The sequence below is a fragment of the Caballeronia sp. HLA56 genome, from assembly GCF_054655155.1.
In genome coordinates this window covers 768,192-793,294 of the sequence record NZ_BAAHOB010000002.1, presented here as the reverse complement: position 1 = coordinate 793,294, position 25,103 = coordinate 768,192, and the positions used below count along the sequence as shown (strand labels likewise).

Annotated in this window: 27 protein-coding genes; 23 read left to right on the top strand and 4 right to left on the bottom strand. The window is 62.1% G+C overall.

From position 1 onward, the window contains the following. Nucleotides 1-113: 113 nt before the first annotated feature. A complete protein-coding gene (locus ACYQ47_RS09990; protein WP_250511079.1) occupies nt 114-1,175 on the bottom strand; it encodes an LLM class flavin-dependent oxidoreductase in 1,062 nt (353 codons plus the stop codon). Between the two features lie 251 nt (nt 1,176-1,426). Between ACYQ47_RS09990 and ACYQ47_RS09985 the strand changes: the two genes are divergently transcribed. From ACYQ47_RS09985 to ACYQ47_RS09940, 10 genes are all read left to right on the top strand, one after another. Then, on the top strand, nt 1,427-2,995 hold the full coding sequence (locus ACYQ47_RS09985) for an ABC transporter substrate-binding protein (RefSeq protein ID WP_459905284.1): 1,569 nt from the start codon (nt 1,427-1,429) through the stop codon (nt 2,993-2,995). A 1-nt stretch (nt 2,996) separates the two neighbouring features. Next, complete coding sequence (locus tag ACYQ47_RS09980) at nt 2,997-3,917, top strand: ABC transporter permease (protein ID WP_459905487.1); 921 nt, start codon at nt 2,997-2,999, stop codon at nt 3,915-3,917. After that, nucleotides 3,914-4,777, top strand: a complete 864-nt coding sequence (locus tag ACYQ47_RS09975) for an ABC transporter permease (RefSeq protein ID WP_250469418.1) — start codon at nt 3,914-3,916, stop codon at nt 4,775-4,777. The genes ACYQ47_RS09980 and ACYQ47_RS09975 overlap by 4 nt, the downstream gene beginning before the upstream one ends. After that, complete coding sequence (locus ACYQ47_RS09970) at nt 4,774-5,790, top strand: ABC transporter ATP-binding protein (RefSeq protein WP_459905283.1); 1,017 nt, start codon at nt 4,774-4,776, stop codon at nt 5,788-5,790. Before ACYQ47_RS09975 ends, ACYQ47_RS09970 begins: the two co-directional genes overlap by 4 nt. Continuing rightward, the gene (locus ACYQ47_RS09965) at nt 5,787-6,776 is read left to right on the top strand and encodes an oligopeptide/dipeptide ABC transporter ATP-binding protein (protein ID WP_459905282.1); all 990 of its coding nucleotides are present in this window, start codon (nt 5,787-5,789) and stop codon (nt 6,774-6,776) included. Before ACYQ47_RS09970 ends, ACYQ47_RS09965 begins: the two co-directional genes overlap by 4 nt. A 10-nt stretch (nt 6,777-6,786) precedes the next feature. Next, the gene (locus ACYQ47_RS09960) at nt 6,787-8,190 is read left to right on the top strand and encodes an LLM class flavin-dependent oxidoreductase (RefSeq protein WP_459905281.1); all 1,404 of its coding nucleotides are present in this window, start codon (nt 6,787-6,789) and stop codon (nt 8,188-8,190) included. After that, complete coding sequence (locus tag ACYQ47_RS09955; protein WP_309845600.1) at nt 8,183-9,022, top strand: TauD/TfdA dioxygenase family protein; 840 nt, start codon at nt 8,183-8,185, stop codon at nt 9,020-9,022. The genes ACYQ47_RS09960 and ACYQ47_RS09955 overlap by 8 nt, the downstream gene beginning before the upstream one ends. Before the next feature lie 17 nt (nt 9,023-9,039). Beyond that, nucleotides 9,040-10,404, top strand: coding sequence for an LLM class flavin-dependent oxidoreductase (locus ACYQ47_RS09950; RefSeq protein WP_370652258.1), 1,365 nt, complete (start codon nt 9,040-9,042; stop codon nt 10,402-10,404). Between the two features lie 19 nt (nt 10,405-10,423). Next, the gene (locus tag ACYQ47_RS09945; RefSeq protein WP_459905280.1) at nt 10,424-11,623 is read left to right on the top strand and encodes an acyl-CoA dehydrogenase family protein; all 1,200 of its coding nucleotides are present in this window, start codon (nt 10,424-10,426) and stop codon (nt 11,621-11,623) included. A 185-nt stretch (nt 11,624-11,808) separates the two neighbouring features. Further along, complete coding sequence (locus ACYQ47_RS09940) at nt 11,809-12,627, top strand: SHOCT domain-containing protein (RefSeq protein ID WP_250527691.1); 819 nt, start codon at nt 11,809-11,811, stop codon at nt 12,625-12,627. A 128-nt stretch (nt 12,628-12,755) separates the two neighbouring features. On the opposite strand, the gene ACYQ47_RS09935 is transcribed toward ACYQ47_RS09940, so the two are convergent. The 3 genes from ACYQ47_RS09935 to ACYQ47_RS09925 all read right to left on the bottom strand — a co-directional run bounded on the left by ACYQ47_RS09935 (nt 12,756) and on the right by ACYQ47_RS09925 (nt 15,720). Next, nucleotides 12,756-14,114, bottom strand: coding sequence for a hypothetical protein (locus ACYQ47_RS09935; RefSeq protein WP_459905279.1), 1,359 nt, complete (start codon nt 14,112-14,114; stop codon nt 12,756-12,758). A 176-nt stretch (nt 14,115-14,290) separates the two neighbouring features. Then, on the bottom strand, nt 14,291-14,530 hold the full coding sequence (locus tag ACYQ47_RS09930; RefSeq protein ID WP_459905278.1) for a hypothetical protein: 240 nt from the start codon (nt 14,528-14,530) through the stop codon (nt 14,291-14,293). A 530-nt stretch (nt 14,531-15,060) separates the two neighbouring features. Continuing rightward, nucleotides 15,061-15,720, bottom strand: a complete 660-nt coding sequence (locus ACYQ47_RS09925) for an RHS repeat domain-containing protein (protein WP_459905277.1) — start codon at nt 15,718-15,720, stop codon at nt 15,061-15,063. Here ACYQ47_RS09925 and ACYQ47_RS09920 point away from each other — a divergent pair. The 13 genes from ACYQ47_RS09920 to ACYQ47_RS09860 all read left to right on the top strand — a co-directional run bounded on the left by ACYQ47_RS09920 (nt 15,719) and on the right by ACYQ47_RS09860 (nt 25,062). After that, nucleotides 15,719-16,195 (top strand): FHIPEP family type III secretion protein, encoded by a 477-nt coding sequence (locus ACYQ47_RS09920; RefSeq protein ID WP_459905276.1) that lies wholly within the window; start codon nt 15,719-15,721, stop codon nt 16,193-16,195. The genes ACYQ47_RS09925 and ACYQ47_RS09920 overlap by 2 nt on opposite strands. 43 nt (nt 16,196-16,238) lie before the next feature. Beyond that, a complete protein-coding gene (locus tag ACYQ47_RS09915) occupies nt 16,239-16,943 on the top strand; it encodes a flagellar hook-basal body protein (RefSeq protein ID WP_459905275.1) in 705 nt (234 codons plus the stop codon). 2 nt (nt 16,944-16,945) lie between these two features. Continuing rightward, nucleotides 16,946-17,734 carry a flagellar hook-basal body protein gene (locus tag ACYQ47_RS09910; protein WP_459905274.1) on the top strand — a complete coding sequence of 263 codons (789 nt, stop codon included), beginning with the start codon at nt 16,946-16,948 and terminating at the stop codon, nt 17,732-17,734. 11 nt (nt 17,735-17,745) lie between these two features. Next, nucleotides 17,746-18,330 carry a flagellar basal body L-ring protein FlgH gene (locus tag ACYQ47_RS09905; RefSeq protein ID WP_309847359.1) on the top strand — a complete coding sequence of 195 codons (585 nt, stop codon included), beginning with the start codon at nt 17,746-17,748 and terminating at the stop codon, nt 18,328-18,330. Beyond that, entirely contained in the window at nt 18,330-19,466 is a 1,137-nt protein-coding gene (locus ACYQ47_RS09900) for a flagellar basal body P-ring protein FlgI (protein WP_459905273.1), read from the top strand. The genes ACYQ47_RS09905 and ACYQ47_RS09900 overlap by 1 nt, the downstream gene beginning before the upstream one ends. Nucleotides 19,467-19,496: 30 nt before the next feature. Further along, entirely contained in the window at nt 19,497-19,862 is a 366-nt protein-coding gene (locus tag ACYQ47_RS09895; protein WP_459905272.1) for a flagellar basal body rod protein FlgB, read from the top strand. Nucleotides 19,863-19,868: 6 nt separating this feature from the next. Next, nucleotides 19,869-20,318, top strand: coding sequence for a flagellar basal body rod protein FlgC (flgC, locus tag ACYQ47_RS09890; RefSeq protein ID WP_459905271.1), 450 nt, complete (start codon nt 19,869-19,871; stop codon nt 20,316-20,318). Further along, complete coding sequence (locus tag ACYQ47_RS09885) at nt 20,315-20,614, top strand: flagellar hook-basal body complex protein FliE (RefSeq protein ID WP_244830712.1); 300 nt, start codon at nt 20,315-20,317, stop codon at nt 20,612-20,614. Before flgC ends, ACYQ47_RS09885 begins: the two co-directional genes overlap by 4 nt. A gap of 1 nt (nt 20,615) precedes the next feature. Beyond that, complete coding sequence (gene fliF / locus ACYQ47_RS09880) at nt 20,616-22,055, top strand: flagellar basal-body MS-ring/collar protein FliF (protein ID WP_459905269.1); 1,440 nt, start codon at nt 20,616-20,618, stop codon at nt 22,053-22,055. Continuing rightward, the gene (locus ACYQ47_RS09875) at nt 22,048-22,602 is read left to right on the top strand and encodes a hypothetical protein (protein WP_459905268.1); all 555 of its coding nucleotides are present in this window, start codon (nt 22,048-22,050) and stop codon (nt 22,600-22,602) included. Before fliF ends, ACYQ47_RS09875 begins: the two co-directional genes overlap by 8 nt. Nucleotides 22,603-22,700: 98 nt before the next feature. Next, nucleotides 22,701-23,288 (top strand): FliH/SctL family protein, encoded by a 588-nt coding sequence (locus ACYQ47_RS09870; protein ID WP_459905266.1) that lies wholly within the window; start codon nt 22,701-22,703, stop codon nt 23,286-23,288. Next, nucleotides 23,285-24,613, top strand: a complete 1,329-nt coding sequence (locus tag ACYQ47_RS09865) for a FliI/YscN family ATPase (RefSeq protein WP_459905264.1) — start codon at nt 23,285-23,287, stop codon at nt 24,611-24,613. Before ACYQ47_RS09870 ends, ACYQ47_RS09865 begins: the two co-directional genes overlap by 4 nt. Nucleotides 24,614-24,699: 86 nt before the next feature. After that, nucleotides 24,700-25,062 carry a hypothetical protein gene (locus ACYQ47_RS09860; protein ID WP_459905263.1) on the top strand — a complete coding sequence of 121 codons (363 nt, stop codon included), beginning with the start codon at nt 24,700-24,702 and terminating at the stop codon, nt 25,060-25,062. Nucleotides 25,063-25,103 lie beyond the last annotated feature (41 nt).

The following is a 25,103-nucleotide window of genomic DNA, read 5'->3' as shown; positions in this document are numbered from 1 at the left end:
TGCGGCGTTGTCGCTCACCAAGCGGGAACGCGCTGCGCGGCCCCAGCGGCGCACGTCCGCCAATGCGTGCCGCAGCGCTCCTCACGCATAAACAGAAGCGCTACCCCTTCGTTTTACGCAGCAAGCAATCGACGCACGCGCGGCACGACCTCTTCCGCAAAGCCGCGCATGTCGGTTTCGAACGGCTGGAACTGCAGCATGAAGAGTTCGATTCCCGCCCGGTGAAAGTCCGCCACGCGCCGCGCGACCGTATCGTAATCGCCGACGAGACCCGCCGCCGTGCCGCCGTTCGATCCCACGCGCGCCGTCTTCGCGAAGGTCTTGTGCATGACCGTGTTTGGATCGGTATTGGCCTTCTGCTGTTCGCGCAGCGGCTTGTCGAGTTCCGCCAACGCAAAGAGATGGTCGAGATGCGCCTCGGCCTGCGCCTGCGTCTCACGCGCGATCACGAAGGCCGACAAGCCGAAACGCAAGGCATCGGCGCCAGCGGGACGCACGCGCGCACCGACATCGGCGATCAGGCGAGCAACATCTTCAGGCGGCTGGCCGTTGATGAACCACACGTCGCCATGCGCGGCCACGAGCGAGCGCGCCGGTTCCGATTCGCCGCCGACATAGAAGCGCGGCCGCGCGCGAAAAGGATCGGCGGGACGCAAGCGGTATTCGTCGATACGAAAGTTGTCGCCATGATGATTCACGACCTCGCCGCGCAAGAGCTTGTCGAGCACGGCTATCCACTCGCGGCCATAGGCATAGCGTTCGTCGTGCTCCGGAAAACCGATACCGGCGCGCTCCAGCTCCGGACGATTCCACGCATTCACCAGATTGATGGCAAAGCGCCCGCCGCTGATGTGCTCGATCTGCTGCGCCATCTTCGCGAGCACCACCGGATGATAGAGATAAGGCTTGATCGCCGTGATGATCTCGATGCGCGAGGTCAGCGCCGCGAGCGCAGCCGATGCCGTCCACGCTTCGAGCTGATCGAGCGAGGGATCGTGCGGATTGATCGTGTGCTGCGCGACGAGCACCGAGTCGTATCCAAGACGCTCGGCTTCGAGCACGAGTGCCTTGTTGCGCGCCCATGATGCGTCATAAGGTTCTGCGGGGTCCTGCAGCGCCGCGCGGCTGCCGTGCACGAGCGCCCAGACGCCGAAGCGTGGAAAGTTGGAAGACATCGATTCGATACGCGAGAAGACGCAATGAAGGGGATCACATGCTAACGCCGCACGCGTGCGCGCTTTCGAATTTTTGAAGATAAGCAACTGCGCGAAACGCATTAAGCGAGCATGACTTTCGTTCATGCCCGGCGCAGAAAACCTCACGAGCGCAGGGCTCATATGCATATTCGATTTGCTCGCTTCGCAATAGGCCGGGCGCGCGTCATCATTGCTTACTCACCTGCACGCTCCCTACCTAGCTCCCATCCATGCGCACGTTTTCGTCGGTCCTTCGCGGACTGGTTTTCGCCGCCGCTTTGTCCGGCGCGTTCATCGAACCTTCACTGGCGGCGAGCACGGCTCCCGCCGTCGATCGCGATACGGTCGTGATCGGCGTCGAGAAGGAGTTCTACAACCTCGACGGACTCGTGGCTGTCAGCGGCGATTCGCTGCGCTACGGATGGCAGATTTACGACACGCTCTATGGCTTCGACCTGAAGGGCGATCTCGTGCCGCGTCTCGCCACGAGCGTGAAAGTATCCGACGATGCGCGCGTCTTCACCTACAAGCTGCGTCCCAACGTCAAGTTCCACAACGGCGCAACGCTCACGTCGCGCGACGTGAAGGCATCGCTGGAACATGTGCTCGATCCACGCAGCAAGAGCACGCGTCGTCCGTTCTTCGCGCCGGTGATCGACTCGGTGGAAACGCCCGATGACCTCACCGTCGTCTTTAAGCTCAAGGCGCCGGACGGCGCCTTCGCGAACAAGATCGCGGGGTATTTGTATATCGTGCCCGCCGACTATCTCGCGAGTCTGCCGAATCCGGATGCCTTCGCGCAGAGGCCGGTGTCGCTCGGGCCGTACAAGTTCAAGTCGCTCGCGCCCGGCGGCAGCGAACTCGTTTTGGAGCGCTTCGACGACTACTGGGGCGAAAAACCCCGCGTGAAGACGCTGATCTTTCGCGCGATCACCGAGCCCGCGAGCCGTGTCAATGCGGTGCTGCGCGGTGAAGTGGATATCTCCGTCGCGCTGCCCTTCTCCGACTATGCGCGGCTCAAGAAGGAAAGCGGGCTGGACGTGATCGAAAGCCGCGTCGCGTCGCCGGTGTACGTGCGCGTCTACACGACCGACAAGAACTCGCCGTTCTCTAACGTCAAGGTGCGCCAGGCGCTGAGCTATGCGCTCGATACGCAAGCCATCATCAAGAGCGTGCTCTATGGCGTGGGCGAGCCGCTCGGCACGATGATCTCCAACTACTATCCGTACGGCGCGGATCGTTCGATCAGGCCGTATGCCTACGACCCGACAAAGGCGAAAGCGCTGCTTGCCGAAGCGGGCTATCCGAAGGGCTTCGAGACCACGCTCAACATCCAGGGCGACATGCCGCAAGGCGTGGCCGAAGCGATCGCCGCGTACTGGGGGCAAGTGGGCGTGAAGGTCAAGCTCAACCGCCTCACCTATGCGACCTTCCAGCGGCTGAACAATACGCACACGTCCGGGCCGCTCGCACTGAGTCAGTTCACCAATGCGCTGTATGACCCGGTGCATCCGGTGGGCGGCGCGTTTGCATCGAATGGAAGCTGGTCCGACTATTCGAACCCGAAGGTCGATGCGCTGCTCGCCGATGCCTCACGCGTCAGCGATACCAAGAAGCGCGGCGAGATCTTCCAGCAGGTCGGACGCGAACTGCACGACGACGCCGCTGCGTTCTTCATCTCCGAATTCACCTACGTGTATGCGAAGAAGAAGACGTTGCAATGGCAACCGCAGCAAGGCGGCGGCTTCCTGAACTTCCGCTCGGTGCAATGGGCCGCGCCGACCGTGGCGGGGAACTGAGCTGATCGCCTACGGTCTGCGGCGGGTGGGCTCGGCCTTGATCACGGTCTGGCTGATGTCGGTCCTGATCTTCGTGCTGGTGCGCATGGTGGGCGACCCCGCTTACTTGCTGATGCCGCCCGAAGCCACCGAAGCGGACCGGCAGCTCTTTCGCGAGCAACTCGGACTTGCCGATCCCGTGCCCGTGCAGTACGTGCGTTTCTTGAACGGCATCCTCCACGGCGACATGGGCAACTCGTTTCACTTTGGCGCGCCGGCCTTCACCATGGCGCTCAGCCGGCTTGCATCCAGTCTGCTGCTCGTGGGTGTGTCGCTGGCGGTGGCGCTCGCGCTCGGGTTGACGCTCGGCGTCGTCTCGGCGGTGCGGCGCGGATCTCTCTTCGATCGGGCGGCGTCGTTTTTTGCGGTACTCGGTCAGGCCGCGCCGCCGTTCTTCGTCGCGCTGCTGCTCGTCCGTCTTTTCTCCGTGCAATGGGGCTGGCTTCCGACCGGCGGCCACGGCTCGTGGCGTCATCTGATCTTGCCCGTCGCCGCGCTCTCGTGGTATTCGGCCGCGGGCATCGCGCGGCTCGCGCGCGCCAACATGCTGAGCGTGCTCGAAGCCGATTACATCCGCATGGCACGCATCAAGGGCTTGCCGGAGCGCGTCGTGATCGTGACGCACGCGCTGCGCAACGCGGCGCTGCCGATTGTCGCGTTCACGGCTTCGCAGTTCGGCGTGTTGATAGGCGGCGCAGTGGCGATCGAGACCGTGTTTTCGTGGCCGGGCTTCGGCAGCCTCATGGTAGAGGCCATCAGCACGCTCGATTTCACGGTGGTGCAAGCGGCCGTGATCGTGTCCGTGCTGCTGTTCGTCTCGATCAATCTCGCAGTCGATGTGCTCTATGCGCTCATCGACCCACGCATCCGGTATCGACAATGAGCGCGCGTTTTCCCTCCAATAGCGGCGAGCACGCATGGGGCCGCCTGACATGGCTGGATAGCGGCGTCGCGATCAACGCCGGCGTGCTGGTGCTGATCGTCGCGGGCTCCGTGCTCGCGCCGTGGCTCACGCGCGTCGATCCCAATGCCATCGACCTCGCGGCGACGCTTCAGGCGCCTGGCATGCATCACTGGTTCGGCACGGATCAGATGGGTCGCGACGTCTTCACGCGCACACTCCATGGCGGACGCATCTCGCTTTCCATCGCCTTCTGCGCGGTGCTGCTGGCGGGCTTTTTCGGCGCGCTGGCGGGGCTCTTGTCGGCATATGTCGGCGGACGTTTCGATGCCGCGCTCATGCGTGTCGTCGATGCCCAGTACGCGCTGCCACCCGTGTTCCTCGCCATGCTGATCGTCGGCATATGCGGGCCGAGCATGACCAACATCGTCATCGTGGTGACGCTCGCGAACTGGGGGCGCTTCGCGCGCATCATCCGCGCCGAGGCATTGAGTCTGCGCGAACGCGATTTCATCCTGATCGCGAAACTGGCCGGCGCCACGCCGCTTCATGTGGTGCTGCGTCATTTGCTGCCGAACGTGCGCAATACGTTCATCGTCTTGCTGACGCTCGACATCGGGCTCGTCATCTTCATGGAAGCGGCGTTGAGCTTCGTCGGACTCGGCGTGCAGCCGCCCGATCCTTCGTGGGGCGGCATGATCGCCGAGGGCCGCAATTATCTCGATACCGCGTGGTGGCTCTCCGCGCTGCCGGGCCTGGTGCTGATTGCGACGGTTCTATGCAGCAACCGCATCGGCGAGAGTCTGCAACGCGGCGAACGCGCCGGGGAGGACTGGCGATGAGCAACGAGCCCGTGCTTGCGATCGACGATCTAGTGGCCGAAGCGCCCGGCGCGAACGGCCGCATGCGACTCGTCGACGGCGTGAGCTTTTCCGTGCACGCGGGCCGCACGCTGGGTCTCGTCGGCGAATCGGGTTCGGGCAAGAGCGTGACGTGTTTGTCCGTGCTTGGTTTGCCGCCGCGCGGCGTGCGCTTGAAGTCGGGCCGCATTCTGCTCGATGGCGTCGACTTGCGCGACAAGACACCCGCCGAACTGAACGCGCTGCGTGGCCGGGATATCGGCATGATTCTGCAAGACCCGATGACCTCGCTCAATCCGCTTCTGACCATCGGCCGGCAGATCACGGAGATGTTTCGTTATCGGGAGGGCGTGACGAGCCGCGCCGAACGCGAGGCGCGCGCCATCGAGTTATTGCGGCGCGTACGCATTCCCGCGCCCGAGAGCCGGCTCAAGAGCTATCCGCATCAGTTCAGCGGCGGCATGCGCCAGCGCGTGGCAATCGCCATGAATCTCGCGTGTAATCCGCGCCTTCTAATCGCCGACGAACCGACCACCGCGCTCGACATCACCGTGCGCCTGCAGATACTCGACCTGTTGCGCGAGGTGCAAGCCGAACGCGGGACGGCGATCGTGCTCGTCACACACGATCTGCATCTCGTGCGCCGCTACTGCGACGACGTCGCGGTGATGTATGCGGGGCGCATCATCGAGCAGGGTCCGGTGGAAGAAGTGTTCGCGCGGCCGCGCCATCCTTATACGAAAGGGCTGCTCGGCGCGGTGCCGCGACTGTTCAGCTTGCAGCATCGGCTGACGGTGATTCCCGGACATCCGCCCTTGCCTGGCAGCATTGCAGAAGGTTGCCGCTTCGCGCCGCGTTGCCCGCGCGCGCAAGCCGATTGCCTGAGCACTTATCCCGCGACGCGCTCGCTCGATGCCGGCCGCGAAGTCGCGTGCTGGCATCCGCAAGAGTACGACGTCACCGCGCATCCTCTTCTTGCGACGGCCACGACATGAGCGCTTCCGACACGCAAGTCTCAGCGATAGAAGTGGCGCGCGTCGCCAAAACGTTCCCGGTGCGCGGTGGACTTTTCGCGCGTCCGAAGATGCTGCGCGCCGTGGAAGACGCATCGTTCGTACTGCCGCTTGGCGGCACTTTCGGACTCGTCGGCGAATCGGGATCGGGCAAGTCCACGCTGGCGAAGATCATCCTCGGCGCGGACGATGCAAGCCAGGGCAACGTCTTCTTCGGCGAACGCGTCTTCGGCAAGCACACGCAGGCGAAGGACGTCCGCTGGCGGCAACGCGCCGTGCAAGCCGTCTTGCAAGACCCGTTCGGCTCGCTCGATCCGCACATGACGATCAGCGACATCGTGCTGGAACCGCTGCGTATTCAGCGCAGCGGGCTTGCTCGCGCGGTACTCGACAAGCGTCTCGACGAACTCCTCGCGCAAGTCGGCCTGCCTGCGGAATTCAAGCGGCGGCGCCCCGGCGAGTTGAGCGGCGGCCAGCGTCAGCGCGTGGCCATTGCGCGCGCGCTCGTGCTGGAACCGGAGATTCTCGTGCTGGACGAGCCGGTTTCCGCGCTCGATGTGTCCATTCAGGCGCAAGTGCTCAACCTGCTTAAAGACCTGCAGGATGCGCTCGGCCTGTCCTATCTGCTGATTTCGCACGACCTCGCCGTGGTCGCGTTCATGAGCAGCCATATCGGCGTGCTCTATCTCGGACGCTTCATGGAACGAGGCACGCGCGAGGATATCGTCGAGCGCGCGGCGCATCCGTACACGCATGCGCTGATCGCCGCGTCCGAGCCGGATTCGTTCGCTGTCGAGCCTATTGGTGGCGAGATTCCTTCGCCGTTAGCGCCGCCTTCCGGCTGTGTCTTTCATACGCGCTGCCCCGCCGTGCGCGACGTCTGCCGCACGGAAGCGCCGCCCGAATTTCAGTTGTCCGCGACGCATCGCGTGATGTGTCATTTTCCCATCGCATCGAAGCAGACATAGGACGCACGCCATGTCGAAGGAAATCCGCATCAACGCGTTTCTGGCCTTCGCGCCGACGCACCTTTCGCCGGGGCTATGGGCTCATCCGCGTGACCGCGCGCTCGACTACAACTCGCTCTCGCTCTGGACCGATCTCGCGAAGACGGCGGAACGCGGTGGCTACGACGCGCTTTTCTTCGCCGATGGCATCAGCCAGTACGACGTCTATGGCGGCTCGAACGCCGCGGGCGTGCGCTGGGGCCTGCAGTTCCCGCGCCTCGATCCGCTCTTGCTGGTTTCCGCGATGGCGCAGGTCACCGAGCATCTCGGCTTCGCGGTGACGAGCAGCGTGAGCTACGAAGCCCCGTTCCTCTTCGCGCGGCGCATGTCCACGCTCGATCATCTGACGCGCGGGCGCATTGGCTGGAACATCGTGACGAGTTTCGGGCAGAGCGGCGCGCGGGCGATAGGACAGGACGGCGCGCGGCCGCACGACGAGCGTTACGATCTCGCCGACGAATACATGGAGATCGTGTACCGCCTGTGGGAAGAAAGCTGGGAAGACGGCGCGGCGGTACGCGATACCGAGACCCGCGTTTTCGCCGATCCGGCGCGCGTTCACGAGATTCGCCATGAAGGAAGATTCTTCTCGATGCAGGGCACGCATTACTCGGAGCCTTCCCCGCAACGCACACCGCTTTTGTATCAGGCAGGCACGTCCGGTCGCGGCAAGGACTTCGCCGCGCGTCATGCCGAATGCGTGTTCCTGAGCTCGCCGACCGCGCATCTGGTCGCGCGCGATGTCGCCGATGTGCGCGCACGGGCCGCCGCGCTCGGCCGCGATCCCGCTTCGGTGTTGTTCTTCGCGCTTGCCACCGTGATCGTCGCGCCGACCGCCGAAGAGGCGCAGGCGAAGTGGCAGGACATTCAGCGCCACGTGAGTCTGGAAGGCGCGCTTGCATTGTTCTCGCGCTGGAGCGGTATCGACCTGTCGAAGTACAGCCCCGACGATCCGTTGCGCTACGTGAAGAGCGAGGGCATGCAGTCGGCGATAGAAGCATTCACCGTGGCCGATCCCGGGCGCGTGTGGACCATAGGCGAACTCGCGATCTTCAATGCCATTGGCGGCAAGGGACCGGTGTTCATCGGTTCGCCCACCGAAGTCGCCGATGCACTCGAAACCTGGATGGCGCAAACCGGCATCGACGGCTTCAATCTCAGTCACGCGCTGTTGCCCGGCACGCACGAAGATTTCGTCGATCTCGTCGTGCCCGAACTGCGACGTCGCGGCGTCTATAAACCGGCCTATCGCGCAGGCACCTTGCGCGAAAAACTCTATGGCGAGGGCGCGGCGCACCTTGCCGCGCCGCATCCCGCCGCATCTTTCCGAAGCGCTCACAGCGTTTCGCCCATCGAGGACGAAAGCCATGCTTGATACCGCATACGAGACCATCACCGTCGAGCCGCTCACGCGTCATATTGGCGCGCAGATTGGCGGCATCGACCTGACGCAGCCGCTTTCCACGCAGCAGGTGGCCGACGTGCGCCGCGCGCTGCTCGCGCATCAGGTGATCTTCTTTCGCGATCAGCCGATCACTCTGGACCAGCATCTCGCGCTCGGCCGGCATTTCGGCACGTTGCACGTGCATCCGAATAGTCCCGGTCCCGAAGGCTACCCGGAGATCCTGACGATCCACGCAGATGCCGGCAGCAAACGCGTCGCGGGTGACCACTGGCACTCGGACGTGTCTTGCGACGAGGCGCCGCCGATGGGCAGCATCCTGCATCTGCATACGCTGCCATCGCATGGCGGCGACACGCTCTTTTCCAGTTCCTACGCGGTGTATGAATCGCTGTCGCCCGGCTTTCGATCCTATCTCGAAGGACTGACCGCCACGCACGATGGCGAGCCGACTTATCGGCAGCGCAATCGCCTGCGCGGTATCGACGACACGGGCAAGCGCTTTCCGAAGGCATCGCATCCGGTGATACGCACGCATCCGGAAACGGGACGTCGTGGCGTATTCGTCAATTCGAACTTCACGACGCACATCGATGGCGTGTCCGAGGCGGAGAGCGAAGGCATTCTGCGCCTGCTCTATGCACGCTTCGCCGCGCCCGAGTTCCAGGTGCGCTTTCGCTGGCAGCCGCATTCCATCGCCTTCTGGGACAACCGCGCGGTTCAGCATCTCGCCGTGTGGGATTACTACCCGGAAGTGCGCTCGGGTTTTCGCGTAACGATCAACGGTGACAAGCCTTTCCTATGAGCCACGACGCACAGCGCATCAAGAAGGAAATCCGCGTCAATGCATTCGCCTTGCACAGCCCCGTGCATCATTCGCCAGGCATGTGGCGGCATCCGCGCGACCGCTCGCTCGAATACAACACGCTTGATTACTGGGTCGATCTGGCGAAGACGCTGGAGCGCGGGCTGATCGATTCGCTCTTCATGGCCGACAGCATCGGCGTGAACGACGTGCACGGCGGCAATATCGATACGGCCTTGCGTCACGGAGCGCAGGTGCCGAAGCAGGACCCGATCATGTCGCTCTCCGCGATGGCCTACGCCACGCGCGATCTCGGCCTGTGCGTCACGAGCAACGCCAATCACGAGCCGCCGTATGTGTTCGCGCGCCGCATGTCCACGCTCGATCACCTGACGCGCGGACGCATCGGCTGGAACATCGTCACGGGCTTCGCACAGAGTAGCGTGAGAGTGCTCGGCAAGGACGGCGTCGCCTCGCGCGACGAGCGCTACGATATCGCCGACGAGTATATGGATGTCGTCTACAAGCTATGGGAAAGCAGCTGGGAAGACGGCGCGAGCGTGCGCGACCGCGACACCGGAATCTTCGCCGATCCGTCGAAGGTGCATCGCGTCGATCATCACGGCAAGTACTTCAAGGTGCAGGGCATCCACATGACCGAGCCTTCGCCGCAGCGCACGCCGGTGCTGTTCCAGGCGGGGTCGTCGGCGCGCGGGCAGCGCTTCGCGGGACGTCACGCCGAAGGCATTTATCTGAGCGGGCCGAGCAAGAAGGTGCTGACGCCCGTGGTGTCGGGCACGCGCGCGGAAGCGGTCAAGGCAGGACGCGACGGCCGCGACATTCAGTTCTTCACGATGGCGACCATCGTCACCGGCCGCACCTCGCGCGAGGCGCGCGACAAATACGAGGACTATCGCCGCTACGTGACGCCCGAAGCTGCGCTGGCGATGTTTTCCGGCTGGACGGGCATCGACTTCTCGACTTACGACCCCGACGAGCCGATCCGCTACATGCAGCTCGACGCGGGCACGTCCTCGGCGCTTGAAGGCTTCACACGGCTCGATCCGGAACGTGTGTGGACCGTGCGCGAACTGGCGTTGCATAACGCCATCGGCGGACGCGGTCCGGTGTTCATCGGCGCACCGGACGAAGTGGCGGATGCACTCGAAGACTGGGTCGATGAAACCGATATCGACGGCTTCAATCTGAGCTATGCCGTGACGCCGGAAGCCTACGAGGACTTCGCGGAATTGATCGTCCCCGAGTTGCAGGCGCGCGGCCGCTACAAGACGCGCTATGCGCCGGGCAGCCTGCGCGAGAAGCTCGGCGGGCAAAGCAGCTTCCTGAACGCGCGTCATCCCGGCGCCGCGTTTCGCCGATAACACCTTCCACGACTTCACCATGAGCACTTCCAGACGACTCTCCGACGCACTCGCCGCCCTGCCCGCACTCGCCGACGAAATCGGCGCCGATGCCGCCCAGCGCGAGCTGCGCCGGGAACTGCCGTTCGCGGCCTTCGACGCGTTCCGCCGTTCGAGCCTCGGCGCGTTGCGCATACCCGCCGAACGCGGCGGCCTGGGCGGCTCGCTCGAAGACGCTATTCACGTCGTCACGACGCTCGCGGCGGCCGAGTCGAACGTCGCGCATGCGTTGCGCGTGCATTTCGATGTCGCCGAATCCATGCGTCTTGCACCGCACACGCCGTTTCACGAACGGCAAGTGCGCCGTATCGTCGAAGGCGGGTTGTTCGGCGGCGCATCGGGCGAACAGGGCACGGCGCGCGCGGGCGAAATCGAAACGGCATTGCGGCGCGAGGGCGACCACTTCCGCGTCACGGGCAAGAAGTACTACACGACCGGCACGGCGTACGCCGACTTCGTGCGCACCAATCTGGTCGATGAAAACGGCAAGGGCGTGACGGCCATCATTCCGGTACGCACGGAAGGACTCGAAGTGCTCGACGACTGGGACGGCATGGGTCAGCGCATGACGGCAAGCGGCAGCGTGGTGTTCGACAACGTGAAGGTGGACGCAAGCGAAGTGATCGAGAAGGGCTATCCGTCGCTCGTCGGCCGGCACGGCGGCGCGTATCGGCAGCTGCACCTCGTCGCGGTGGCGGCGGGGATCGTGCGCAATGTCGTGTCCGATGCGCGCGGCTATGTCACGGGACATGGGCGGCCGGTCATGCACTCCACCGCGGCCACGGCCCGCGAGGACGTGTTCATTCAGCAGGTGGTGGGCGAACTTTCGGCGTTGAGTCACACGATCGATGTGCTGGTGCGGGACAACGCGCGCACGCTCGATGTGTCGTCGAACGCCATCCGCAATGCCGATCCGGCCGCGGATGAACTCGTGCTGCAAAGCGCGCTCGCCACGGCGCGCACGCAGATCATCGTCGGCAAGCTGGCCTTGCAGGCGGGCGAGCGTCTCTTCGATGCGGGCGGCGCGTCCGCGACTTCGCGCAAACATAACTTCGATCGGCACTGGCGCAATCTGCGCACGATCTTCAGCCATAACCCCCTGCATCATAAGGCGAAGGTCGTGGGCGACTACGTGCTCAATGGCGTGAAGACGCATTTGGTGGAAGGCCGGACGTTTTAGGCGCGCGTCGCTTGTTGCATGGAAACGGGTGGACCGGTAGTTGCATTTCGCCGCGATGCCACCGGAAGTAGCGGCACTTTTAGTGATGCGCGACGCCGCTTTGGTTGCAAGAGGTTGAAGCCAGCGCAAACCACGCCCGACTCTCCCGCGTGATAAGGTCACAGGAAACCTTGGGAGCGAACATCATGCAAAAACTGACTCCGGCTGGCGAGCAAATCATCGGAGAAATTGCCCGGCGACACGGCTTTAGCACCGATGCCGTGATGAGCATGCTCGAATCCGTGATTCGGGGAAACGGCGGCATGGCGCAATTCAGCCACCCTGAGTTCGGAGGTTCCGGCCAGTGGATGCTGGGTGGCATGACCATGGTCTCGGACCTGTTCAACAACCACCTGAAGGGTCAGGTGAACGGCTTGTGCTCCGAGCTTTCTGGCCTGATCGCCAGTCAGCCCGACCTGATTCGCAGCGGCAGTTTTCAGTCGCAGAGCCAGGGTGCTCAGTATCAGCATCGCGATGGTGATGGTCATCGACAGCAGACTGCAGGCGGCCCCGTCGGCTCGGTGAGTCTCTTCGTTCCCGCCGATACGAGCAACTCCGGCAACTGGTGGCCCGCCGATCTAGGCTGGCCGAATAGCACCGGCGCACAGAACGGCATGCGCTACGCGTTCTTCTCTCAAGCCAAACGCCTGGCGATAGAAGTGAACGGAAAGACGACGCTTTACGACACGCTCGATCACGAGATCGGCGGCTTCTCGCAGCAGCAGTCGCACGGTGCGTCTCTTACGTTTGGAAGCCAGCACGGTTTGGTCGATGTCGGGAGCCTTCCTGTTGTCTCCTCAAGCGGGGGTTTGCCTGTGCAGGAGGCGCCGGTGAGTGCTCGGTCATCGGCGGCAGAGTCGGATGTATTTGCCACCATCGAGAAGCTCGCTCAATTGCACGCTAAAGGAATTCTTAGCGATGAAGAGTACGCTTCGAAGAAGGCGGAGTTGTTGGGACGGTTGTGAGCGTCGGGCCGTGTTTGTTGATTGGAGAGTACGTGGTGGGGACGGAGCCACGGGGTTGGTCGTTGAGTACGTGAGTGCGGTCCCGCTTTCTGCCTTGATGCAATTCGTTGAGCGCAACGCGTGGTTGGTCAGGCGCGTAATCGTCGACTATGCGCTTCAGTTGATTCAACGGTTTCGCATCGATACGTCGGTTTCAACTGAGAGTTGGCCACGCTCGAATGGGCAACCTGATCGATCGAATCGATCCGGGTTTCGTTTGTTGCCCTAGTCGCCGGCTTCCAGCCCAGTGCGTTCGGGTTCGTCGCCTGCACCTTTACCTTCGATTGCTTCGCGCCGTCCCACCACTCGTAGCTATAAGTCGAGGTCGTGCGCGTGTCGTTCGAGTCGTCCGGCTTCGAGTCGATCTGCGTGAGCGTGCCATCGGCCATGCGCGTGTAGCTCGTGCTCATGCCGTTCAATGCATCGCGCTCCGATGTCTGCAGGCTGTCGGCATCCCACACGCGCGTGACGTTCGACACCACCTTGCCCGTTTTTACATCGCGCTCGATCTGCGAGGTCACCCGACCCATCAGGTCATTGGTGCGCTCCTGCGCCACGATGCCGTTGATCGTCTGCGTCTGCAGATAACCATTCGCGTCGTACGCATAGCGCTCGGTGCGGCCGTCCTTCGCGTACACCGCGAGCACGCGCTCGCCCGCTGCGTTGTAGCCGAGCTGCACGCCATCGCTTCCCATCGGTCCGGCGACGATGTGATCGCCCGCGAGCGTGCCCATCGTCACCGTGAAGCGATTCAGTGCGTCGTATTCATACCAGTAATCTTGCGTCTTCTGGTGGTAGCCCACCATGTCCATATAGGTCGCCGTCATGCGACGCCGGTTGCCCACCGCGTCGTACTCGTACTTCACCTGATAAGCGTTGTCCGTGATCGATACCACGCGATTGAGCGCGTCGTACTCCACGCGCGATTGCGCGAACACATACGAATCGCCGAAGTTGGTGAAGTATTCCGCCGTGCGATTGCCGTCGCCATCGTATTCGTACAGCGACTGCGTCTTGGTCGCGTGGTCCACGATCGAGCGCACCAGGCCATGCGAGTAGTACGTGTAGTCCACGTCCTGACCCGTGCTGCCGGTTTGCTTGGTGACCAGACCGGCCCAGTTGTACGTGTACTGAAACACGTGGCCGCCCAGGTCCGTGTGTTTCGTCACGCGGCCGAACGTGTCTTGCTCGTCGATCGTGGTGCGGCCGTTGGCGTCGGTCATGGTCTTGATCCAGCCACCCGTCACCGATGTGCCCACCGAGGCGATGCTGTTCGCACACTTGTAGTCGTACTGAACCGTGCGGCCCGCGGCGCTCACGGTCTTGACGATGCGGCCATCGGCATCGTAGTACGTCTTCTCGCGCCCGCCCAGCGCATCGGTATGCGCGATACGTTGGTCCAGATCGTCGTACTCGTAACGCTCGACGCTGCGACTGTTTTGACACATCGCACAGTCGATCAGGTACAACCCCGGTTATTACATATCACGGCGGGGGCGGGGCGCACTTGAACCAGACATCGCCCCCACCGCCCCGCGCACTCGCCCGACCGAATGAACAGTTGAGCCTTTCCTCGCCCTATCGAATCCAAGCCGCACCTTGTCTCGTACTCGTTCGGATAGTACTAAGAAGCCCACACGGTTTTGTCCGGTAGCTTGCCCTGCTTCCACCCTCGCATGACCTTGAGGGCAGCTCGATTAAACAAATGTCCTTGTCGATCACCGTTAGCTTGAATAAGCAATTTGACCTCGCCGGACTGCTTGTTTATTTCGAACTCACCGCAATCGTTTTCGACGCTCCAGTATCTATATGTAGCCACTACGTCATTCTCCGTATTCTTTTCAATCTCAATGTAGAACGCCATGTTTTTACTCCGCAATCCAAATACGCCCAGATCGAATGGCCGCATCGTGGGCTGTACGATAATCAGTCTCGAAGATCGACTCGAATTTCGATTCGAAACGTTCGTGCTGCAGCAAACTTAAATCCGACTCCACCCAATCGCCGACCGTCAAGCGATTCCATGAATTTACAATCCCAGGATCTGCATCAAACCGTTGGAGCACTGACTCGATTCGGTGCTCATTGAAGAACACGTGATCTTTGATACGTGCAATGCTACTCTCCGACATCCCTGTGTTCTTTGAAATTAGCGCAACGTCAGCCCTGTCTGCGCGAATAGCATCATAAGCCCGTTCCGCCGCATCCCAACCCTCCAAGGTGTCTGGATTCCGAATTAATCGCCGCGCACCTGTCTGGAATACACCTCCTCCGTCCGGTACAACGTTATATCGAAGCCTTGGTACAGTACGCTCAAACGCTCTTTCAATCTGCGGTCCAAAACTCTCAGCCGCCGTTCGCGCCACACGTCCAATACTCTGTCCTGCGATTTGGCTAGGCAATACCGTAGCCCTTCGGATCGATCTCGAGTGTCTTTTGCCCCGAGTTGTTATAGAAATATAGCGTGGAATTGCCGGCTGGGTCCGTCTTGACGATGAGGAAACCGCGGGCGTCGTATTGGTACTTCGTAACGAGTTCGCTGCCCGACGTGAGGTAATAGGCGCCACGTTGATCGTCGCCACTCGTCGGGTCGAAATAGCCGTTGGCCACGTTCATGACTCGCGACTCGACGAGATGCCCGTTTGCATCGTAAGACGCGCGGGTTTCCCGCACATTCCCCGCGTTCTTCGGCGCGGGCGGCTGCGACCCGGCCACGGCCGCGACCGCGTCGGCATACACCCGCGTGCTGATGACGTTGCCCGCCGCATCGAAGGTCAAAAGCGTGAGCGTGCCTTCGGCATCTACTTCGCCCGTGCGCCTATTGGCGGCGTCGAAGTACCAGGTCGTCGTGTTCCCGTTCGGATCGGTCTTCGAAGTAAAGTTACCGCGCGCATCGTAAGCATAGTGCTCGACCGTCGGGACATAGAGCGTAAAGTAAGTTCCAGGGTTCGTCTTCGATATCACCCGATCCTGAAGGTCATAGGCATATTGTGTGACGCGTTCGGCGATCTGCCAGCTTTGCAGATCGAGCTTGGCGTTTTCGGTCACGGTCATGCAGTTACCGCGCGAATCGTACTCGTACGTGTTGGTGGCGACAGTCCGGCAACGTCTTGGTCACGCCATCTGTCAGAGCGTTCAGGGCGAACATGACGCCCTCGCGGTTCTCACCCTCGATCCAGCGTTGGAATCCAGTATTGCGCAGAACCTGAACAGCGCTGACGGCCATGCGCCCTTCGTCATCGACCCGCGCCTCGCCGAGGCATTTCTTGGGCGCCTTCTCGCCCAATCCGATGCGATGCTGCGGCAGGGACTGTCTCCTGTTCTGTTATGCCGCCCCGACATTCGCCGGCACATCAGGAACTTCACGCGGCGCACGCTGACGCGTCTCGTCGTGTTGTCGATGAACGAGGTTCCACACCAGATCAACTTGAGATCTTTCGCGATGGTGAGCATCGAGCGCGCGACGAATTCGGTGCTGCCGCCACAAACGCGGGCTCCCGGCGATACGGCGGTTCATGCGGCAGCCTGATCGCTGCAAACGAATACAGAAATCAGCGAACACGGAAACGAGAATGGACGGCATCATGGCATTGGGTACGGGTCTGATCGGAGCGGAGACGCGGCGCGTCGAAATCGCAGGTCAAAACATCGCGAACGTGGCCACTCCGGGGTACAAGCGCGCGGTTGCATTTCGCGACGTGCTCGGCACAAGCGCCGACGCAATGGGCAAAAGCGCATCGGCAGACACGGTGGCCACCGACTTCTCGGCAGGCAAGCTGATCCATACCGGCAATCCGTTCGACCTCGCGATCAACGGACCCGGTTTCTTCGAGGTAGCCACCACGGACGGCCCCGCCTATACGCGTCTCGGCGCTTTTCAGCGCGACGCATCCGGCCGGCTCGTCACATCGCAAGGCTGGCCGCTGCAAGGCTCCGCCGGCGACATCAAGGTCAGCTCGGACGCTTGGCGAGTCGAACGGGACGGCACAGTCATCGACGGCGGTAACTCGGTCGGGGCCGTCAACATTGTCGACTTCGCGAAGACGGCTGAACTCAAGCGCACAGCGGACGGCCTCTTTGTTTCCAACGGCGCCGCAGCCACGCCGGTAGACGCCGCGCAGTTGAGTCAAGGGTATATCGAAGCATCGAATGTCTCCGTCGCCCAGGACATGCTGCAGATGATGGAAGCCATGCGCCGTGTCGAGTCCGGCCAGAAACTCATTCATGTTTATGACGACATGATGGGCGCGGCAATTCAGCGTCTTGGAGAAATGTGAGCGTGAACAATGTCTTCTATATCGGCGCGTCCGGCCTCAACGCGCAGCAGAGCGCGGTCGACATCACGGCAAACAATCTGGCCAACATGAACACGGCGGCTTTCAAGCGAGGGGCGGTCTCGTTTTCCGAGTTGCTCGTTGCGGCGCCTCAACGATCGAACGCCATGCGTTTGCCGACGGAGGACATTGCAGGCAGCAGTCCGGCCGGCGTCGCCGTCGATCCTTCTCTGCGCATCTTTAGCCCAGGCACGTTGCATGAAACGGGCAATGGCTTCAATCTCGCAATCAAGGGCGAGGGATTCATCGAACTGAACTCCGAGCGAGCGTCCGGTGAAGCCCTACTTTGGCGCGGCGGCACGTTGCACGTCGGGACGGACGGCTTTCTCGCCGCGCCCAACGGCCAGGCATTGAAGTCGATGATCTCCGTGCCACGCGATGCAACCTCCATTACGGTCGGCTCCGACGGGCAGGTGCTGGCCACCGTCCCAGGACAAGCTGACCCGCTCGAAATCGGGCAAATCGAGCTCGTGATGCCAGGCGACACGCGCGCCCTTCAGTCCGAAGGCAACGGCGTCTATCGCGCGCCGGATGACGGTGTCGCGCTGTCGCGCGTTCGTTCGGGCGAGGACAACGCGGGCACGCTGGTCCAGGGATACAGCGAGGCATCGAACGTTTCGCTCTCCGATGAACTCGTCAACCTCATGATGTATCAGCGCGCCTATGCCGCCAACGCGCGGCTCGTTCAGGTGGGCGACGAACTGATGTCGATTGCCAACGGCCTGAAGCGCTAGGACGCCGCAAGATGATTCCATACAGCCTACGCATCATCTTCATGCTCTGTTGCGCGTTCACATCGCTCGACGTGCATGCCGCGAATCTGTTCAGTGCCGAGGCATATCACTCGCTGACGGCCGACCGGCGCGCGTCGAACGCCGGCGACATCGTGACCATTCTCGTCTATGAAAATTCATCGGCCAGCAATAGCGCGGATACCTCCACGAATACAGGCTTTGCCATAAACGGCAAGGTTTCGACGCTCTACGCCGGAAACAATATGGCGCAGGTGGGCGCGGGCGATAACTACGGCGGCAAAGGCAAGATCGAGCGCGCCGGGCGCCTGCTCGCGCAGATCAGCGCGAGCGTGACGGATGTCATGTCGAATGGCGACTTGATCGTGGCGGGCGATCAGAACATCGATGTCAATGGCGAGAAGACGCGCATCCATCTGAAAGGGCGTGTGCGTCCAGTCGACATCGCGCAGAACAACACCGTCCTGTCGAACCGGCTTGCCGATGCACAGATCGACTACACCGGCGAAGGGTTCATTACCGACCGCTCGCGCCCCGGTCTGATTCCCCGCTTCTTCGCATGGCTCGGGCTCTGGTAATGCGCAGACCTCCACTTCTTTTTTCAGCGGCAGGCCTTGCGCTGCTCGTTCTAATCGCCTTCTCGTCACAAGCCAGCGCGGTGACCTCCGAAGTGCGTCTCAAGGATCTCGGCCGTTTTCTCGGCTGGCGCGACAACATGCTCGTTGGATACGGCCTCGTTTCGGGGCTTGCAGGATCGGGCGATACACCGCGTTCTCAGGCTACCCGTCAGGCGCTCGCCAACATGATGTCGCAGTTCGACATGGCGATTACGCAGGACCAGATTCAAAGCCGCAACGTCGCGCTCGTCACGGTGACAGCGACGCTGCCTCCCACTGCCGACACCGGAGATCGAATCGACGTCAACGTGACCTCGATGGGTGACGCACGCAGCCTGGCCGGAGGAACCCTCATCATGACCTCTCTCCGCGGCCCGGATCGCAAGATGTATGCACTCGCGCAGGGCCCGCTTTCGGTCGGTGGTTATAGATACGACGCCAATGGCAATACGAAGCTCAAGAATCACCCTACCTCGGGCGTCGTGCCACTTGGCGCTACCGTCGAAGTTCCGGTGCGCGCCGATCTGGTCACCGACGATGGCTATCTGCGCTTCGTACTGAAGGACGCGGACGCCAGCACTGCCCGACGCATCGAACAACGCATCAATCAAGGTCTTGGCTTAGGCGCCGCGCGCGCGCTCGATGCGAAGACCGTACAGATTCGTGCACCTGGAAGCTCGCTCGCCTTGAACGACTATGTCGCTCGCATCGAGACGCTTGCCGTCGAACCAGATCAGGTTTCGCGCGTCGTCATCAACGAACGTACCGGCACGGTCGTGTCGGGCGGCGACACGCGCATCTCGCCGATCACTATCTCCCATGGCGACATAAGGGTATCCATCTCCACCGAATACACCGCTTCGCAGCCGGGGCTCGTCAGCTTCACGGGACCGGGCGTGCGCAGCATGGTCGTTGGCAATACGGATCTGACGGTCGAGGAATCAGGTCCGGCGGTTTCCGCATCCTTCCCGCGTGGCACGGTGGGCGATCTCGTCCGCGCGCTGTCCGCATTACATATCAGTACCAGAGATGTCATCTCCATTCTTCAGGCGATCAAGACTGCCGGATCGCTTCATGCAGAACTCGTTATCCAGTAATCATCAAGGCAACAGAGAAGGCGCAACATCATGAGCATCGACCTCGTGTCTGCCATCGCGAGCAAAGCGCTTGACGGACTTTTCGTCAAGCAGATTGCGACGGCGAATAACATTGCGAACGCCAGTTCCGAAGGCTTCATGCCGACGAGCGTGTCGTTCGAGGACGCGCTGCGTAACGCAGCCGAAGTCCACGCAGGCGACGACACCGCACGTATCGCGACACGTGTGGCGAACGTCACGCCTCTATTGACCATCGAAACCACCGGCCTAACCCAGGGCTCACGACTCGATCGGGAGATCGCGACGGCATCCGAGACCTCGGCGCGATACGCCATGGTGACCGGCATGCTCGACCGCACCCTGCAAATGCAGATGCTGGCGATCAAGGGAGCCTGACGCGATATGTCGACAGGAATCTTCGCTATCGCCCGTTCCGGCATGGATGTCGAGCATCAGCGCATGGAAGTCATCGCGCAGAACCTGGCCAACGCAAGCGCCACGCGTGCGGCCGGCAGCCAGCCGTATCAGCCCATGCGCCTCGTGTCGGGACCACGCGCATCTGACGCATCCTCGCTGGCATTTTCAAGCGAGCTTTCGCATGCTGCGCTAGCGAATCTCAGCGGCGCGCAGACGCTGTCAGTCGAACCGGTCGATGCCGCGCCTCGTCTCGTCCATGACCCCGCGCACCCCCATGCCGATGCGAAGGGCTTCGTCCGCTATCCCGGGATCGATCACGCCGGTGAAATGGCGTTGATGGTGCAAACGCTGCGCGTTTATGAAGCGAACACGGTGATGTTCAACGCAGCGAGATCGATGTACATGCGCGCGCTCGAACTGGGGAATAAGGGATGAACATTGAAAGCATCGGATTTTCGGGCATGCCGGAGTCCCCGGCGGTGCAATGGCCGGCCGGTTCGTCGGCTGCCAATCAGGACTTCGGCACGATGCTGGCGAGCGGCGTGGTCAACGTCGACCGCGCCGTGCAGACAGCGCAAGACGCCGTTACCCGCTTCGCTATCGGAGACGATACTCCGCCTCACCAGGTGATGCTGGCACTCGAAGATGCGCGCTTGCAGTTGCAGTTCGCCCTGCAGGTCCGCTCGAAGCTGGTCGAGGGTTATCAGGAACTAATGCGGATGCAGATCTAGCATGAACTCAACCTCCTCGCGCCTGTTGGAGCGCTTCACCGACGCGTCGTTCATGCGCCGCTGCGCACTTGTCGCCGGTCTGCTGTTGATCATCGCCTTCGTGGCGTTGTCGGCATGGCTGCTCGTGCGGCCATCATACGAGGTGATGTTCAGCGATCTAAAGCGTCAGGACGCGGCCGTCATCGCTACCGAACTCGAAAAGCAAAAAATTCCCTTCCGCTACGACGAGGAACACGCGGCCATTCTCGTGCCGAGTGGCGACACGCGCGCCACGCGCCTCAAACTCATGAGTCGCGATCTGCGTTTGCAAGGCGTCGTGGGCCTTGAGCTTTTCAATAACTCGGATCTCGGTCTCACCGAATTCGCGCAGAAGGTCAATTATCAGCGCGCATTGCAAGGCGAACTCGCGCGCACCATCATGACGCTCGATGAGATCGATCTTGCGCGGGTCCACATCACCTTGCCCGAATCATCGGTCTTTCATCGCGATAATGCCCGGCCCAAGGCGTCCGTTGCCCTTTTCATGCGCGACGGCCAGACGCTCGGCGTCAATGCGATTCGCGGCATCCAGCGTCTCGTCGCGGCGGCGGTCCCCGAACTGACTCCCGCCGATGTTTCGATACTCGACGCGAGCGGCGCACCTGCCAGCGCTTCCAGCAGCGAAGTCGACGATCCAGCACTGCTATTGAAGCAAGCCATCGAACAAAATTATGAACGCAAGATCGCGGCGCTGATCGCAGCCGTGACCGGCCCAGGACATGCATCGGTGAGCGTGGAGGCATCGATCAATACCGATCAGGTGCGCTCGACGCACGAATCGACGATAAACCGGCCGGGTTCATCCGATTCAAGCTCGAATGTACCGCTTCCTTCTTCGCGCGCCATGCCCGACGCCGGCAAGCCGCCGTTGCCCGCGCCGCAGTCACCGGCCTTGCGCGAAGACGCCCGGACGGTGCACGAGACCGAACAGATCGTGCGAACGCCGGGCGCGGTGCGTCGTTTGTCCGTCGGCATCGTGTACGACCGTGCCTTGCCACAGGAACAGATGCAGCGCCTGACAAGCGTCATCTCGACCGCGATAGGACTCGATGCGTCGCGCGGCGACGTGCTCTCCACGTTCGTTCGCGACGCGCAAGTTGGCGCTTCCACGACCGACCAGGATATACGAACCCTGCAAAACGCGAAGCAGGCCGAGAGCATTCAACCGGAGGAAGCAGCGGCTTCGGCTTCCGTGCATGCGGGCCAGCCGGGTTGGCTGAATGCATCGCTCGGACTGCCCGCCGTTGCAATGACCCTCGTCTTGCTTGGAGCGCTATTGATCCACGCTCGCTCGCGGGTCAATGCGTCGAATCGCTCGAAGCGGCTTACCGCTTCGGAACGCGATCGACACGTGGCACGCCTTCGCCAACTGCTCGCCGTCGAGGAGTCCACGCATGAGTAAGCGGCAACGCGACCTGCGCCGGGCCATGGCGAATTTGCTGTCGAATCCGATCGAAGACGTCGAGGCAATCTGGAATGCGCTTTCTCCGGACGAGCGCGAGCGACTCAAACCCATGATGGCATCGGCCTCGGGATTGCATCGGGAAGTAGACATGACTTGGGCCGCAGGCACCGGAGATCATGTTAAGTCCAAGACATCGAATACGAGCGACGATGACATCGCGCGCCTCGTGCATCGAATGCAAACAATGCCGGACATGCTTGCGCGAAGTCTCCTTTGCAGCCTCGATCCAGAATCTGCGAAGGCCGTCGTTGGCTGCTTGCCGGAGAAACGTCGCCGGGATCTCGAGAATCGGGAGGACGCGCGGTTGTTGACCGCACACGCTCGCGCAGCCTGGATCGAAGCTTGCCTGCAAGGCGTGGCGCAGGCCGACATCGATCAGCCCTCTCGCGACGTTGCGAAGCAGCCTGGCGCACCCGCACGGCTGATCAAGCACTTCCTTTGCGTGCTGCGCCAACGAACGACAAGGAAAGCATGGGCTCGGTGATCAAGGCTCGTAGTGTGCGCTATTCCTCACTTTATGCGACGGTCGAGTCCGTGCGCGCTGAGGGCTCTTCTGCATCCGATGTGTCGGCGAGCGACGCAATGCCCGATACTCGCGATATCGAGTTGCTCGCCTTGCAGCAGCAGGTTGCCGACCTTCGCGCGGCCTATGCCCAGCTCGAACTCGATGCCGTCGCCACCCGGACGAATGCACGTGAAGAGGGCTACGCGGAAGGGCTCGCAGCCGGTAAGGTTCAGGCTTCGCTGCGTCGCGCGGAACACGAGGCAGCGCTGCGCGATGGCTTGAATACCGCGATGGCAAAGTTCGACGCGACGCTGCGCGCGCTCGAGCCGCTTTCCATCGAGATCGCTTTGACAGCACTCGAGAGAATCTTCGGCGATGCGGAAGGCCTGACTCGACTGGTCGAACGGACTGCCCGGCACCATGTGTCACAGCTATCGGCGAAATCGATCGTCATGCTCGAAGTATCGGCGGAGGACTTTGCCTCGGATGCGGAAGTCGCAGACGCAATGTCACCCACCTTGCGTGGTGACTCCGTTCGACTCCGCGTCAATCCGCAGCTTAAGGCAGGACAATGCCTCGTCCGGCTCTCGCTTGGCACGCTCGACATTAGTCTCGACAGTCAGCTCGGCCGCATCCGCGATGCACTGCAGGAAGCGGCCACGTGACTTCGCCCAGCAATCCCTCTTCGCATCGTTTCGTGGAAGCAGTGCGCGCCGCCGACGTCCTGACGCGTAAAGGCGCCATCACACGCGTCATGCCAACCTTCATCGAGGCGGATGGTCCCGGTGTGCCGGTCGGCGCGTTGTGCCGCATCGAAGGGACATTGCCGATTCTCGCCGAGGTGGTGCGCACCGAAATCGGCCGCATCACACTGGCACCGTTCGCTCCATTGAATTCGATACGTATCGGTGACGAAGTCTGCTCCGTGCGGACGGAAAGCGAGGTGCGCGTAGGCGACGGCCTGCTTGGTCGCGTCATCGATCCGCTCGGCCAGCCACTGGACGGCGCAGGCGCCGTGGGTCTTCTCGAAGCCACCTGGCCTCTTGCTGGAATTGCTGCCTCGCCGCTCGAACGGACTTCGCCGTCCGTGCCACTGCAAACTGGATTCCGAGCCATCGATACCCTGCTCACCCTTGGCATTGGCCAGCGCGCTGGCATTTTCGCGGGAAGCGGCGTCGGCAAGTCGACCCTGTTGGGAAGCCTCGCACGGAACATCGAAGCCGATGTCTGCGTGGTGTGTCTGGTCGGCGAACGTGGACGAGAGGCCGAGGAGTTCTGGCGGCGCACTTTATCAGACGAGGCGCGCGCCCGGTCGACCATGGTCGTTGCCACCTCTGATCAGCCCGCCATCCTGCGGGCCCGCTGTGTCCTTCATGCACTCGCGATTGCGGAGTATTTCCGCTCGAAGGGCCTTCATGTCCTGCTGTTGCTGGACTCCGTGACGCGTTATGCGCTTGCGCTGCGCGAGATCGGCCTTTCCGCTGGCGAACCGCCCACCATGCGCGCCTATACCCCAGGCGTGTTCGCCGCCTTGCCGAAAGTCGTCGAACGTTGCGGCGGACTGCTCTCCGGCGGCGCTATCACCGCGCTCATGACGGTGCTTACGGAAACCGACGAGATCGACGACCCAATGGCGGAGACGATGCGCGCGCTCCTCGACGGACACATCGTGCTCACGCGTTCTCTCGCGGAACAGGGACACTATCCGGCAATCGATGTGCCTCGCAGCATCAGTCGTGCGTTTCAGCATGTCACGACCGCTGCTGAACGCCACACTGCCAGCGAAGCTATCGCACAACTCTCCACGTACGAGTCGTCGCGAACGTTGATCGAGTCCGGTCTCTATGTGGCGGGAAGCCAGCCTTTACTTGACAGAGCGCTTGCCACACGCAGTCAAATGATCGAATTCCTGCGTCAGGACTCGGACAAGCAGATATCCCGCGCCGATGCCAACGCCGCGCTCGCCGCACTGCATGGACATGCCACATGAACAAGCACGAACGCCTGCGCACCGCGAAGCAAGTCGCGCACATTCGCACGTTGCAAGTCGAGCGGCTGCGCGCCGAATATGAGCGCATGAAAGTCGAGGCATCGGCCGCGAAAACAGCCTGGCGCAACGCAAAAGACTACGTGGACCTTCAACGTGCCGCCTTGCGCCATGTTCTGGAAGCTCGCGGCGGAATCGATTTGACATTGGTCGTCAATCTGAATCAAGCGCTCAGTTCAGCAATGAACGCCGCTGATGCTGCCCGGCTTGAAACTGATCGCAGGAACGAGCAGGTGAACGCACAGCGTCAGGCATGCACGCGAAGCCAGCAGTTAGCCGATCTTGCCGATACTCTCGCATCCCGTGCCGCCTTGTCGCATGCACGCAATCGCGAAGCGAGGCAAGCCGATGCTATCGAGGACAACATGCGCGCCCGGTGGAACCTGCCGTGAAGATCGACACAAACCTCATCCCGGCAAGCGAACTCAAGGTA

Coding starts and splice junctions, on each gene's coding strand:
- ACYQ47_RS09990 (WP_250511079.1), bottom strand. CDS start 1,175: ATGTCTTCCAACTTTCCACGCTTCGGCGTCTGGGCGCTCGTGCACGGC.
- ACYQ47_RS09985 (WP_459905284.1), top strand. CDS start 1,427: ATGCGCACGTTTTCGTCGGTCCTTCGCGGACTGGTTTTCGCCGCCGCT.
- ACYQ47_RS09975 (WP_250469418.1), top strand. CDS start 3,914: ATGAGCGCGCGTTTTCCCTCCAATAGCGGCGAGCACGCATGGGGCCGC.
- ACYQ47_RS09970 (WP_459905283.1), top strand. CDS start 4,774: ATGAGCAACGAGCCCGTGCTTGCGATCGACGATCTAGTGGCCGAAGCG.
- ACYQ47_RS09965 (WP_459905282.1), top strand. CDS start 5,787: ATGAGCGCTTCCGACACGCAAGTCTCAGCGATAGAAGTGGCGCGCGTC.
- ACYQ47_RS09960 (WP_459905281.1), top strand. CDS start 6,787: ATGTCGAAGGAAATCCGCATCAACGCGTTTCTGGCCTTCGCGCCGACG.
- ACYQ47_RS09955 (WP_309845600.1), top strand. CDS start 8,183: ATGCTTGATACCGCATACGAGACCATCACCGTCGAGCCGCTCACGCGT.
- ACYQ47_RS09945 (WP_459905280.1), top strand. CDS start 10,424: ATGAGCACTTCCAGACGACTCTCCGACGCACTCGCCGCCCTGCCCGCA.
- ACYQ47_RS09940 (WP_250527691.1), top strand. CDS start 11,809: ATGCAAAAACTGACTCCGGCTGGCGAGCAAATCATCGGAGAAATTGCC.
- ACYQ47_RS09935 (WP_459905279.1), bottom strand. CDS start 14,114: ATGTGTCAAAACAGTCGCAGCGTCGAGCGTTACGAGTACGACGATCTG.
- ACYQ47_RS09930 (WP_459905278.1), bottom strand. CDS start 14,530: ATGGCGTTCTACATTGAGATTGAAAAGAATACGGAGAATGACGTAGTG.
- ACYQ47_RS09920 (WP_459905276.1), top strand. CDS start 15,719: ATGCAGTTACCGCGCGAATCGTACTCGTACGTGTTGGTGGCGACAGTC.
- ACYQ47_RS09925 (WP_459905277.1), bottom strand. CDS start 15,720: ATGACCGTGACCGAAAACGCCAAGCTCGATCTGCAAAGCTGGCAGATC.
- ACYQ47_RS09915 (WP_459905275.1), top strand. CDS start 16,239: ATGGACGGCATCATGGCATTGGGTACGGGTCTGATCGGAGCGGAGACG.
- ACYQ47_RS09905 (WP_309847359.1), top strand. CDS start 17,746: ATGATTCCATACAGCCTACGCATCATCTTCATGCTCTGTTGCGCGTTC.
- ACYQ47_RS09900 (WP_459905273.1), top strand. CDS start 18,330: ATGCGCAGACCTCCACTTCTTTTTTCAGCGGCAGGCCTTGCGCTGCTC.
- ACYQ47_RS09895 (WP_459905272.1), top strand. CDS start 19,497: ATGAGCATCGACCTCGTGTCTGCCATCGCGAGCAAAGCGCTTGACGGA.
- flgC (WP_459905271.1), top strand. CDS start 19,869: ATGTCGACAGGAATCTTCGCTATCGCCCGTTCCGGCATGGATGTCGAG.
- ACYQ47_RS09885 (WP_244830712.1), top strand. CDS start 20,315: ATGAACATTGAAAGCATCGGATTTTCGGGCATGCCGGAGTCCCCGGCG.
- fliF (WP_459905269.1), top strand. CDS start 20,616: ATGAACTCAACCTCCTCGCGCCTGTTGGAGCGCTTCACCGACGCGTCG.
- ACYQ47_RS09875 (WP_459905268.1), top strand. CDS start 22,048: ATGAGTAAGCGGCAACGCGACCTGCGCCGGGCCATGGCGAATTTGCTG.
- ACYQ47_RS09870 (WP_459905266.1), top strand. CDS start 22,701: ATGCCCGATACTCGCGATATCGAGTTGCTCGCCTTGCAGCAGCAGGTT.
- ACYQ47_RS09860 (WP_459905263.1), top strand. CDS start 24,700: ATGAAAGTCGAGGCATCGGCCGCGAAAACAGCCTGGCGCAACGCAAAA.